Source organism: Amphritea atlantica (assembly GCF_024347255.1).
GTDB lineage: Bacteria > Pseudomonadota > Gammaproteobacteria > Pseudomonadales > Balneatricaceae > Amphritea > Amphritea atlantica.
In genome coordinates this window covers 1,362,825-1,374,265 of sequence record NZ_AP025284.1, presented here as the reverse complement: position 1 = coordinate 1,374,265, position 11,441 = coordinate 1,362,825, and the positions used below count along the sequence as shown (strand labels likewise).

Annotated in this window: 12 protein-coding genes and 1 pseudogene; 7 read left to right on the top strand and 6 right to left on the bottom strand. The window is 43.7% G+C overall.

The genetic code is table 11. The features are described 5' to 3' along the window. The first annotated feature begins 74 nt into the window (after positions 1-74). The 6 genes from OCU43_RS06245 to yafN all read left to right on the top strand — a co-directional run bounded on the left by OCU43_RS06245 (position 75) and on the right by yafN (position 6,410). Positions 75-1,082 carry an MsnO8 family LLM class oxidoreductase gene (locus OCU43_RS06245; protein WP_091352342.1) on the top strand — a complete coding sequence of 336 codons (1,008 nt, stop codon included), beginning with the start codon at positions 75-77 and terminating at the stop codon, positions 1,080-1,082. Between the two features lie 587 nt (positions 1,083-1,669). After that, positions 1,670-2,500, top strand: a complete 831-nt coding sequence (locus OCU43_RS06240) for an AraC family transcriptional regulator (RefSeq protein ID WP_091352340.1) — start codon at positions 1,670-1,672, stop codon at positions 2,498-2,500. Positions 2,501-2,563: 63 nt separating this feature from the next. Then, positions 2,564-3,172 (top strand): LysE family translocator, encoded by a 609-nt coding sequence (locus OCU43_RS06235; RefSeq protein ID WP_091352337.1) that lies wholly within the window; start codon positions 2,564-2,566, stop codon positions 3,170-3,172. 353 nt (positions 3,173-3,525) lie between these two features. Then, positions 3,526-4,521: a sulfotransferase domain-containing protein gene (locus tag OCU43_RS06230; protein WP_091352336.1), complete on the top strand. Its 996-nt coding sequence runs from the start codon at positions 3,526-3,528 to the stop codon at positions 4,519-4,521. A gap of 480 nt (positions 4,522-5,001) precedes the next feature. Next, on the top strand, positions 5,002-5,892 hold the full coding sequence (locus OCU43_RS06225) for a DUF2167 domain-containing protein (RefSeq protein WP_091352334.1): 891 nt from the start codon (positions 5,002-5,004) through the stop codon (positions 5,890-5,892). Positions 5,893-6,110: 218 nt separating this feature from the next. After that, positions 6,111-6,410, top strand: coding sequence for a type I toxin-antitoxin system antitoxin YafN (gene yafN / locus OCU43_RS06220; protein WP_091352331.1), 300 nt, complete (start codon positions 6,111-6,113; stop codon positions 6,408-6,410). 393 nt (positions 6,411-6,803) lie between these two features. Here the strand turns inward: yafN and OCU43_RS06215 are convergent, their stop codons facing one another. The 6 genes from OCU43_RS06215 to OCU43_RS06190 all read right to left on the bottom strand — a co-directional run bounded on the left by OCU43_RS06215 (position 6,804) and on the right by OCU43_RS06190 (position 10,678). Further along, a complete protein-coding gene (locus OCU43_RS06215) occupies positions 6,804-7,409 on the bottom strand; it encodes a DNA-3-methyladenine glycosylase I (RefSeq protein WP_091352328.1) in 606 nt (201 codons plus the stop codon). A gap of 5 nt (positions 7,410-7,414) precedes the next feature. Beyond that, positions 7,415-7,702, bottom strand: a complete 288-nt coding sequence (locus OCU43_RS06210; RefSeq protein ID WP_091352326.1) for a YciI family protein — start codon at positions 7,700-7,702, stop codon at positions 7,415-7,417. A gap of 30 nt (positions 7,703-7,732) precedes the next feature. Further along, a complete protein-coding gene (locus tag OCU43_RS06205) occupies positions 7,733-8,317 on the bottom strand; it encodes a TetR/AcrR family transcriptional regulator (RefSeq protein WP_091352324.1) in 585 nt (194 codons plus the stop codon). Between the two features lie 581 nt (positions 8,318-8,898). Beyond that, complete coding sequence (locus OCU43_RS06200) at positions 8,899-9,534, bottom strand: hypothetical protein (protein ID WP_091352322.1); 636 nt, start codon at positions 9,532-9,534, stop codon at positions 8,899-8,901. A 128-nt stretch (positions 9,535-9,662) separates the two neighbouring features. Then, positions 9,663-10,052, bottom strand: coding sequence for a hypothetical protein (locus tag OCU43_RS06195; protein ID WP_139203111.1), 390 nt, complete (start codon positions 10,050-10,052; stop codon positions 9,663-9,665). Between the two features lie 92 nt (positions 10,053-10,144). Further along, on the bottom strand, positions 10,145-10,678 hold the full coding sequence (locus OCU43_RS06190; RefSeq protein WP_091352318.1) for a hypothetical protein: 534 nt from the start codon (positions 10,676-10,678) through the stop codon (positions 10,145-10,147). Between the two features lie 435 nt (positions 10,679-11,113). Between OCU43_RS06190 and OCU43_RS22280 the strand changes: the two are divergent. After that, positions 11,114-11,338: pseudogene (locus OCU43_RS22280) on the top strand (phage integrase N-terminal SAM-like domain-containing protein); the annotation flags it as partial. Positions 11,339-11,441: the final 103 nt, after the last annotated feature.

The window sequence follows — 11,441 nt, the reverse complement described above, 5'->3', positions numbered from 1 at the left end:
GCACAATGCAGAGCCGCTGCCATTGAACTCTCCAGACATAGTAGTTAACATATTAATAAATTCAGGAGATAAAAATGAGCATCAAACTGTCAGTGGTGGATCAATCCCCGGTCCAGGGTTCCCACCCAGCGATCGAAGCGCCGCAGCTAACTATTGAGCTGGCAAAAATCTGCGATGAGCTGGGCTATTACCGTTACTGGGTGGCGGAACATCACGACAGCATCCACTTTGCCAACCCCTGCCCGGAGATCATGGCCACTGCGATTGCCAGTGCCACCAAAAATATCCGGGTCGGCAGTGGTGGCGTCATGCTCAGCCACTACAGCCCGTTAAAAGTGGCCGAGTGCTTCAAGATGTTAGCCACCCTGTTTCCCGGCCGTATCGATCTGGGTATTGGCAGGGCGCCCGGCGGCACCGGTCTCACCTCTCAGGCACTGGCCTTCCCCCATCAGCCCCATCATGGTGACCTGTATGCCGATCAGGCACTGCTGCTGAAAGGGTTTATGCAGGGTAACCTGCCGCAAAACACACCATTCGGCCAGATAAACGTCCTGCCTGACGCCAGCCCCCAAGCAGAGTTATGGATGCTGGGTTCCAGCGGAGGCAGCGCCGGTCTGGCAGGACAGCTGGGGTATAACATCGCCCTGGCCCGCTTTATCGATCCGGATAACTGCCACCCATCAATCTTCACCGAATATCTGGAACAGTGGAAACGGGCAGAACATTCCGGCACGCCAAACAGAATGCTGGCGATCGCCTGTATCTGTGCAGATACCGAAGCGGAAGCAAAACTGCGGGCGGGTACCGCGGTGTATCGTAAACTGGCCGCGCAACTGGGGATCCGTGAAGCCTTCCTGACGCCGTCTGAGGTACAGGACCGCTACCGCACCCTCCCCTCTGCCCATCAGGCAGCCTATAACCATATCCTCAATGGCTATACCGTGGGCACTCCAGAGCAGTGCGCCGAAGAGATCCATCAACTGGCTAAAACGTTTGATTGTGACGAGATTGCCACGGTTGCGGTAACCCATAGCCAGGCAGACCGGATCGATAGCTATACACGGCTGATGAAGGGTTTTTAGCCCCAAGTTATCAGACACCGCTGGCGACAGATAAAACAGACTAAAGCAGCTGTTATCGGCCTCTGAACAATCCCCTCTCTTAACTAACGGAGATTGATCAGTCGGCTCGCTGACTGAAAGACTGAACCTGAACCATGTTGCTTATACAGCCATTACCCAAAATGGGTAATGGCTTATCAGATCTGCTTGTTAATCGACCCCACTTTTGTAAATATGCAACCGTCAGTCGGGCCTGACAAAGCCCGCTTTGCGAACTCCATCATCGTCCCCCCGGCAGTGTTGGATTTTTCGTAGTGCCCGACTGACATTACTTCCGTACAAGCAGTCGCTAGAATGTCACTGCGTGACTTGCTAGTGGTTAGACGCGACTGCGTCGCTTGCTAGAAAAATCCTCAACGTAGCTCGTGGTTCGAACGCCGGTTCCCGGCTTGCTTGTTACCTGTTCAGCGAATATTCAAAAGTTGCCTCAACCGCAGAACATCATTTCCCAACCGTAAATGCGCAATTTCATCCAAGTAAAACACTCGGCTATATCCTAGAATGACTCTTAGTCAGTAACGTCTAAACCCTGCAGACGGTGAGTGAAGATGAAGTTCGAAAACCAGTTTCAGTTTGTCAAAAGCCAGCACCTTGATCAGGTGACAGCATTACAGGCGACTATGCATGATTTCTCCTATGGCAAGCACGCCCATGAGGAGTATTCTTTTGGCGTAACGCAGGCGGGTCGACAGGACTTTTTCTCCAACGGTGAGTTTCATAAAAGCCACCCGGGTAACATTATTATATTCAATCCGGGGCAGTTTCATGATGGCCACTCGGGTGACGACAACGCCTTACAATACCGGATGATCTATATTCACCCCAGTCAGTTAGAACCGATGCTGGGTAGCGCTGGGGTTAAACAGTGTCAGGATTATCAGATTAAAGACACCCTGTTGGATGACCCTCAGTTACGACACTTTATTCTCAATATAGCCGCACATATTGAGAATAATGCCAACGATAAATTGCAGTTAGAGAATCTGTTGTATCAGATGTCAGAAAGGATTGCCCAGCGACAAGGAGACCTTCTGCCAGAACGTCAATCGAACAAAAATGACACTCTGCTATTAAAGGCACAAAACTATATTCATGAGAATATTGGGGCAGATATCACTCTCGATGAGATCAGCAACCAGGTCAGTCTGTCGAAATATCATTTCATCCGCATGTTTCGGCAGCAGTTTGGCATTACGCCTCACCAATACATTCTAAACTGCCGGATAAACCGCGCCAGGCAGGCTTTAGAGGCAGGTTGCGTGCTGGAAGATGTCGTTTTTGACTTCGGTTTCAGCGACCTGAGCCATCTCAACAGGCGCTTTAAGCCGGTGTTTGGTATGACCCCGCGTCAATATCAGAAGCACTTTCTTATCTCTTAGACAGAGATAGCGGACCTCTCCGCAACATTAATCCCAATCACTTAATTTATCAGGGTAACCACCATGGTTGAGATCCTCCTGTATGCCTTTGGCATTATGTACACCCCTGGCCCGGCAAACCTGCTCAGCCTGAATGCAGGTCTCAACGGTGAAATCAAAAATACACTGCGCTTCTGTATGGGCGTAGCGTGCGCCATGCTGATACTGTTTCTGCTTTTTGGTTATACCGGTGCCTGGCTGATTACACCTGACTCTCAGCTCGTCATAGGTCTGCTGGGTAGTTGTTATATCGCCTATCTGGCCTATAAAATCGCCCGTGGTAGTCAACAGATCACCGATAAGATCAGCGCTGATAAGGCTCAACCCGGCCCCAGAAGAACAGGATTCCGTTCCGGCCTCATGCTGCAGTTACTCAACCCCAAAGCCTTTATCGCCATCTTACCTATCGTCACCGTACAGTTTCCAGCCGCATATATTTCCGGTGTATCCATCCTTCTCTGGTCATTACTGCTGGCGGGGTTAGCCTTTGGCGCACCGGGTAGCTACCTGTTCATGGGTGTACGACTGAGTAAACTGATCAGCCAGCCCCGCTATTTCCGATGGCTCAACAACGCTATGGCGTTGCTACTACTCTATGTAGCCATAGAGCTCGCGTTTAAAATCAGCGGCTAGAAAAAGCAGTCGCTAGACGTCGCTTCGCGACTTGCTAGTGGTTAGACGCGACTGCGTCGCTTGCTTTACGAAATTCAAAAGAGAATTCCTTAAATATTGGAGTTCTCACGTTCTCCCAAACCTTTGTTTCTTGCTTTATTATTTCAAAATACCTATTTGAGCAATAAAGACCACACTCCTATTGAGATCAGTGGCATTTTTTGTCACTATAAAAAATAAAATCCATGACTCAGCCAAGAATGATCAAATAACATAAACATTTCTACGTGGGCATGATAAGCAAAAGACAACTTTAAAAAAGTTATCATAAAAAATAGTGCAGTGGCAATACTTAGAAGTTCATTGGAAGAAAAATGTCTCAAAATAAAAACTATCCCTCCGTTATTCTATGTGGTTATGAGCGTGGAGGAACAACACTATTATCCGAGATTTTTAGAAGTAATGGCTATGAATCCGGGTTTGAATGTGGAGTATTGATGTGTGAAAAACCTAGCCATTTTATTGATTTCAAACCCTATTCAAATATGATAAAGAGCGGATGGAAGCTAGAATTTGAAATCAATTCTTACATTCCAAAAAATGATAGCTTTGTTGATTTTTATCATAATATTTTAAAAGGATCTGGCCTTGATAAGAAGGCAAATAAATTCTTTGATAAAACGCCTATCTATATGAGGGATATTGGTAAGTGCTTAAGCAGAGCACCTTTCATAGATAAAGCCATTATAATTACTCGTGATCCAAGATCCATTTTTACATCGTGGGCAAAACGGGCTAAAGATTCAGAGGGTTTGTCTCTGGAAGAAATTATAAATTCAAAGTTACCTGCATATTCTTCACGTTATAATCGTTATTTTGCAGGAGCTATTGCAGAGAGAGACAATCCTAAAGTAATGTTTGTTTCTTTCGAAAACTTGTGCCTTGACCCAAAAAGCGTCTACCAGTCTTTAGGTTTTTTTACTGAAGGCTCTGCTTTTAAGCCAATAGTTAATACTTCAAGATTTAAAAATGTCTATTCTAATGAATTTAAGCTAGATAAGGTAAATGAATATGATTCATATCTTAGCACAAAAATTCAAAATAAAATTCTTGATAACTGTGCAATATCTGCTCTGTTTTTTTCTTCTAACAATGAGCGAATAAAGCATCTAAATACTTTTTTCTCTTTAGATAAAAAAATAAGAGACATTTTGTCTAAATATAATTTAGATGCATCTACAATTGATATAGATGGCCAACCCTTTAATCCGTGGCTATATCTCTTCCTCAACCGAGATATTCTAAACTTAGCTATTAATCCAGTAATGCATTATAAAAACAACGGAATTATAGAAAAAAGACCATTTTAAACCTAAAATCTTTAAATACTTACTGCTCCAGCCAATACGCAAACAAAATTAGCCCATCATCGATTTGAGTAGGTTGGCTTTCCAGGGAAGGTGCGAATAAGTCCAGTAATTGAATTACTACCTTCCTATCTATGCGGTCTGTAGAGAAGTAAAAAGGACTTGTTTGTAGTTTCCCTAGATGTAGATTTCAGATACCTTTTTCTCAGAACGCCTGTTTCTGAAAGGAATATTGAGGAACCTTACGTTTATAAACAAATCCCAAACTGGGTAATAACCCTCATTTTTATGTTGAGAATGGCTGCGGTTTTTGACACTATCAAAACAGATGGAAACCCGTGGTAACGCCACACAACCTATCACATGGTTTACGTATTTTCAGTGGACGAGAATGTAGTAGCTATCTCTTAGCCTTTTCTGCTAAAAGTCACAGTTTTCAAATACTGCGAATACCTTACCTTCATGCAATAAGGTGGAAGTTTAATGAAAAAAATAGGGATTTTTTTAATCACTCTCTGTCTGCTGATCTCACTCCCTCTCCGTGCGGAAGAGCAGCAATTAACGCCTGAACAGCAGCAGTACATCCTCGAAGCCAGAAAACTTCTGGACTCCCTCAATAAACAAACCGGCAAAGTCGCTTTGCCAAATGGCGCCGCCTCTCTGGACGTGCCTAGTAGTTTTTATTATTTATCACCCGAAGATTCTGAAAAAGTTCTGGTAGATGTATGGGGAAATCTTCCAGGCACAGGTTCTGAGACTCTTGGTATGCTGCTTCCCTCTGATACCACACCTTATGATGACAATTCCTGGGGGGTTACGATTGAGTATGAAGAGGACGGCTATGTTTCAGACGAGAATGCTGATGATCTTGATTACAACGAACTATTAGAGCAGATGAAACAAGACGCTCAAGAAGCCAGTAAACAACGAGTCGCCGAAGGATACGAGCCTATCGAACTGATTGGCTGGGCTTCGCCCCCTTACTACGACAAGACATCGAACAAGCTCTATTGGGCGAAAGAGATAAAGTTTGGCTCACAAGAACTGCATACCCTCAATTACAATATCCGCGTACTTGGCAGAAAAGGCGTACTTGTTCTCAACTTTATCGCCGGCATGGATCAAAAAAGCCTGATTGACTCAAACCTCCAGACCGTATTAAACATGACCGAATTTAATCAGGGCTCCCGCTATGAGGACTTCGACCCCAGCATCGATAAAGTTGCAGCCTACGGTATCGGCGCACTGGTCGCAGGCAAAGTCATCGCTAAAACGGGATTAATTGCTGCCGCACTCATTTTCCTGAAAAAGTTTGGTGTACTATTCATTGTCGGAATTGGCGCATTATTCCGAAAGATATTTAAAAAGAAATAAAAAGCAGTCGCTAAATGTCACTGTGTGACTGCGAGTGGTTAGACGCGACTGCGTCTCCTGCCAGGAAAAGCAGCGGCGTGGCGGTGGTTCGCAGCCCCATTTCAAGCGGTTTTTACAAACAGCAACTGACAAGGTACGAGCTTCAGACTATACTGAAGACCTTAAAGTACATAATTATGTACACCATATAGTACATTCAGTATATAGGAGCACTTATAATGGCTAACGCAACACATGCCATTCTAGCCCAGCAAACCGTCAGCATTACTGAGCTGCGAAAAAACCCGGCACAGTTTTTTATCGACGAGCCTGTAGCCGTACTCTCAAACAATATCCCTCAAGGATATATGGTAAATGCTGAACTGTTTGAAAAGTTGGTAAACGCGCTTGAGCAGCAACAGCGAGGATTTAAAGCCAGCTTCAGACCAGCGTCTGTCCGTCTGGAAGAGATCGCTGAACAAGGCAATCAACTGTTGCAGGAGGCTACAGATGAAGAGATGAAGACGTTCACTGAATAATGGAAATATTCAAAGGATCGCTGCTTAAGCAACAGCTGTCAGAGGCCGAGCTCAGCGCACTGGAAAGTGACTTCCGCCATTACAAAGAAACAGGCGAACTGCCAGATAAGAATTAAAGCGGCTAGACGTCACTGCGTGACTTGCTAGTGGTTAGACGCGACTGCGTCGCTTGCTAGGAAAAGCAGCGGCGTAGCTCGTGGCTCGAACGCCGGTTCACGGCTTACTCGTCTCTCGGAAAGCCTTCTTAATGGCAGAAGTTATGGAACATATTTCCGTGCGATTAAGAGGGTTTGGTGAAATTGATTACTCTGGCCCCTTTAATTTCTAAACGTTGAAACGGTAAGTAAGAAAGGCAGCGTAGTTCGCGTCCGAGCCAGCGCTTTGTTAAGAAAATCATGGTCTTTTAAACTTCTTTCTGGCGCTCTCTGCTTTTGATCTGCCCACACAACCTTTTGCATGGTCATTAATTAGCCCCATCGCCTGCATAAAAGCATAAACCGTGGTTGGGCCGACAAATTTCCAGCCTTTTTTCTTTAGATCCTTCGATAAAGCAACTGATTCTTCGCAAGTAGAGACCGTTTGTGGCTCAGCAAGATTATGCTGGTCGGGTTCATAACGCCAGAAGAAAGCGGCTAATGAACCTTCCTCTTTTATCAGTTCTTTTGCTCGCTTTGCATTGTTGATAACGGCCTCAATTTTACCCCGATGGCGGACAATCCCTTTATCCTGAAGTAACTGATCTATATCTTTCTCTGTAAAACACGCGATTATTTCAAAATCAAAGTTATGAAAGGCTGCCCGAAAATTCTCACGCTTAGCGAGGATTGTTCGCCAACTCAAACCGGACTGAAAGCTTTCCAGGCATAGTTTTTCAAATAGGCGATAATCGTCATCTACTGGATAACCCCACTCTATGTCGTGATAGTCAACGAATTCCGGGGCCTGACTACACCAGCTACAACGCGCCTTACCATCTGGACCTTTTATTATTTTACTCATCGTTCTTACTCAATCAGAAAATTCAGACGGCTATCCGCTTTTTTGGGATCAATTTCGATTATTTCAGCATTAACAATATTTTCCGCAACGAAAGGATCGTTGTTTACTCTTGCTTGTAGCTCCGATAGTGAGGTGTTGTGCGCGATAACAGAACCACCCAGATTAGGTTGAAGGCTACCAGCCAACAGAAAAACACCCTCTTCGAAGCCTTGTTTAATCCATAGATTGTGACCAGCCATATGATCTCCAGCCAGAGATTTTTTGTCGGAAAATTTTAAAAGTACAACAAACATATCTGCTCCCTTTTCTGTGTCGCTAGTAATTCATCTGGACTGTTTTGTTCTGACGGACAGATCATCAAGCCAGTCCTCCATCTTTTTCACTTCCTGTCTGACATATTGCAAATCATCAAAAGCATTACCCAGGGTCGCAACCCCCTGACTCCAGGAGAGTACGTGCATAGCCAGTGAATCGGCATTCTGTGTATATCCAAGCTGAGTAAACTGAGCTTTCAGCCATACTCTGAAGAGTGTGAAAACTTTATTGGCCTCAGCTTTTGAGGCGTGGTTCAACTTGGCGAGTTCCGTGCACAATGTACCGACCGGACAACCGTAGTCCCTGATCATTGGCCAGTTTGTCAGAAGGATATTGATATAACATTTGATGCGGTCTTCCGGGGTTGCCGCCTGCTCTTCCCAATCCGTCAGCATCTGTTGCGTCCTGTCCAGGCGGACTTTGATGACAGCATCAAGGATGTCATCCTTGGTCTTGAAATGATGGTATAGATTCCCGCGCGAAATATTCACCAGAGTGGATATGTCTGCAAACGAGGTATGCTCGAACCCCTGCCGATAAAATAAGTTATCGGCGGCCTCTATAATCTGATGACGCTTCTCACCATGTCCCATCGCACTTCCTCTTTACACTACCTCTTTACACAACCTGTTCCTGAGCACCGGGTCGCTTTCTGGTCATCGGTGCCATCACTATAGGATTTGCCAATATCAGACCGCCGAGCTGAAAGGCATCAAACAGATCAGTGTTCATTGCCTCCCTTGGGAGTATCAATAATTAAAATCTTAAAATTAGGTCACCCGCCCTATTTTTAATCTAGGTCGATCGCCCTAGTTTGTCAACAAGCTATTTTGTTTTTCTTTACAGGGCTCATAGAATATGAAATTGAGAATTGATCAGCGTCGCTCGTAGTTCGGATGATAAGAACCGTGGCTCGCAAAGCCTTCTTAACGGCAAGAGTGATGGAGCAGGTTTCAGTGCGATTAAGAGGGTTTGGTGAAATTAATTACTATATGCATTCCCACGCAGAAGCATGGGAACGAGATATAACTGAATCTAAAGGGTCAGGTCTTGAATTTTGCACAAGAACTTAATCCTATTTCCTTACCCCTGCAAAATGCAAGACCTGACCCTAGCTACTCGCAAGACCTGACCCTAGCTACTCGCTAGCTACTTTTTTGAACGGCTTGTTATATTAAATATTCACCGATAATGTAGCTTGCATTAGCTTTTTTATTCTTTCGAACTCAAGGCTATTATCACCTGAATCTAATGGAGTATCTTGTAGAATAATAAGGACACACGATTGCTTGTTACTAAAGTAAAATATATGTTGCTCTATTTTAATTTCACCTAAATCAATATCAAGCTTTCTACCCTTCTTAAGCTTACTATCAACAACAAGCTCAGTTTCTGACATTTTAATTTCTGCTTTCATTTGACTATACTGAGCATTAAGAGCCTCGGTTAATTCATCAAAATCCACCTTATCCGAATATTTCTGAACTATTATAGCTGCATTATTTCCGTCTAATGACCAGTGATCAACACCTGGGGATATCTCCTCGTACGAAAAGTACATTTTTGCATCAAACTCAAAGAAAGCACCTGCAAAATCAAAAACTCTAGTGTTACTTTTAATTAACTTTAGAACGTGTTTTTTATTCTCTATTTGTATTTCCTCAAGATTATTGAGAATAACTTCATGAGAAATGCCATCTATAGCTAGGATATAAGACTCAATGGGGGCCTTATTTTTTCTTTCAAAATCATTTGTAGCTTGTACTGGAAAAGCTAAGATTAATATAAATATTAGAGAAAAAGTTTTCATGTGATCCTTATTGAGATTTGAAAATCCGCTAGTTTATTTAACGCCACCATTTGCGGCCGTAGAGTAGGCGCGAAGCACCGAAACGAAGGGCCAGAACCAGCTTGCTGGTGCGAGGCAAGATGGCTTTGTTATGAGCCATTTTCGGAGCCACTGAAAACAAACTTATACCCCATGCAAAGACCGGTACCGTATTCAATACTGACCTCGTAGCTGAACCCTTTTTCTTTACTTACAATACCAACAAATTCTGCGTTTTTTGATTCTTCTTCAAAAGAAGTGACAGCTTTAGATACTAGCTCACCATTTTTAAAGACAGAAAAAATTGCATGTGACGCAGGGCGACTATCATATTCCTTTGGAGAATCAATTGAAATCATGCTGCAATTTCTACATTGATCCGATTGTTCTTCCTTAAAGTTAAATCCCAATTCTGGTTTAGGCTCAATGCTCAGAGGGCCAACAATACAAGCAAAGCTGATATTTGAGATGAGGAGCAACATTAATGATAGATATTTCATTGAAGGCTCATAACGCCAGCCATCACCGGCCCTGAGTGAGCGCAGCGAGTGAAGGGTCCGAGTGCATGGCATGGTTAGGCGACTTAGATTCATTACTGCGACTTATTGTACTCATTAACTCTGATTTCGAACTCCCGCGTATTGATTCCAAATGTATTAGATTGCGGCGGTAAAAGCGGTGGATACGTAAGACCATTAAGATAGCAACTTAAACCCTCAAACGACTCTTCTGTTAATTTGAGCGCGGTTTCTGGAATACCGTAATGTAGCTGAGTATAACCAGCCTCCAGTTTCAGGAAGGCGATAACACTATAAGCATATTTTCCATTCTCGGCGTTTGGCTTCAAAATAATACTTTTAGGCTTTTCTGAAAAGATGCGGGAAATGTCTCTCTTTCCGTAGAATGGGCCATATCCAATGTTCTTGAAGTCGCCCTCTCTAGTTGCGCCAGTTGCTTTGCAAAATATTTGAATTGGCCTGTTTCTTTCAGCAACAAAGAAATTATAAAGCTCTTTTTCGCTTTCGATATTAAACTTAACCGCCTTGAATTCTTTCTCCGCAAGCTCCAAGGAATGCGACCTCCCCAGTTTCTTATTGCTTGTTTCAATTATTCTTGCGTCCTTCATAACTACCTCTACCGTCGATGCACATCCTGACAGTAGAAGTACAAAACCAATGAGGAAATAGATTCTTGACATGGGCTTCTTTCGCCTAACAGCTAAATATACGACAACGGTTTTGGAGAAATACGACAAGTTGTCGTATATCACAGTTTCTAATTAGATTATAAATACCATCCAACCATCTGAATTTTAATGATTTATATAAAGATTCGACTTTGGGAAAACACGACACTTTGTCGTATATCTGCAGAAATACGACAAAATGACCATTAATAAGAGTGATTTGCATTCATAATCCCTGAAGTGGCGGGTGTTTCTCCCTGAGTATTTCAATATTTGCATAGATTTATGTGTCATGAAATACTGTTCATAAACACAGTAAAAGAATGTACAGGATGAGTTCACCTTTCACGTGCCCGCAATTAGAGTAAGCGCACAAAACAAACCTATGTACATTGGATTCTGGATTTTATTCGCTACCACAACCGGGTTCATCCCGGTACATTAAATCAGCAGGCTACCACTGCTTATCTGGAATATCTGGCGATACACCGTCAGGGGCTAAAAAGGGGACAGATTTATTTTACTAAATCAGCCCCTTGTTTATTCCTTTCGCGCCTGGAAGGCGCTCCTACACGGGTATTCGAGCCCCAGGCCGCGTAGCGGCTCCTAGCCACTCGCAAGTTGCGCAGCAACGTCTAGCCAGGTGCGTAGCACCGATCTAGCGAGCGACGAAGTCGCGTTCTGACTACCCTGATATGTAAAA

Bases quoted from the DNA above. Each gene is read 5' to 3' on its own strand.
- OCU43_RS06215 (WP_091352328.1), bottom strand. From the start codon at position 7,409: ATGAGTAAAATAATAAAAGGTCCAGATGGTAAGGCGCGTTGTAGCTGG.
- OCU43_RS06195 (WP_139203111.1), bottom strand. From the start codon at position 10,052: ATGAAATATCTATCATTAATGTTGCTCCTCATCTCAAATATCAGCTTT.
- OCU43_RS06230 (WP_091352336.1), top strand. From the start codon at position 3,526: ATGTCTCAAAATAAAAACTATCCCTCCGTTATTCTATGTGGTTATGAG.
- OCU43_RS06200 (WP_091352322.1), bottom strand. From the start codon at position 9,534: ATGAAAACTTTTTCTCTAATATTTATATTAATCTTAGCTTTTCCAGTA.
- OCU43_RS06205 (WP_091352324.1), bottom strand. From the start codon at position 8,317: ATGGGACATGGTGAGAAGCGTCATCAGATTATAGAGGCCGCCGATAAC.
- OCU43_RS06235 (WP_091352337.1), top strand. From the start codon at position 2,564: ATGGTTGAGATCCTCCTGTATGCCTTTGGCATTATGTACACCCCTGGC.
- OCU43_RS06225 (WP_091352334.1), top strand. From the start codon at position 5,002: ATGAAAAAAATAGGGATTTTTTTAATCACTCTCTGTCTGCTGATCTCA.
- yafN (WP_091352331.1), top strand. From the start codon at position 6,111: ATGGCTAACGCAACACATGCCATTCTAGCCCAGCAAACCGTCAGCATT.
- OCU43_RS06245 (WP_091352342.1), top strand. From the start codon at position 75: ATGAGCATCAAACTGTCAGTGGTGGATCAATCCCCGGTCCAGGGTTCC.
- OCU43_RS06240 (WP_091352340.1), top strand. From the start codon at position 1,670: ATGAAGTTCGAAAACCAGTTTCAGTTTGTCAAAAGCCAGCACCTTGAT.
- OCU43_RS06210 (WP_091352326.1), bottom strand. From the start codon at position 7,702: ATGTTTGTTGTACTTTTAAAATTTTCCGACAAAAAATCTCTGGCTGGA.
- OCU43_RS06190 (WP_091352318.1), bottom strand. From the start codon at position 10,678: ATGAAGGACGCAAGAATAATTGAAACAAGCAATAAGAAACTGGGGAGG.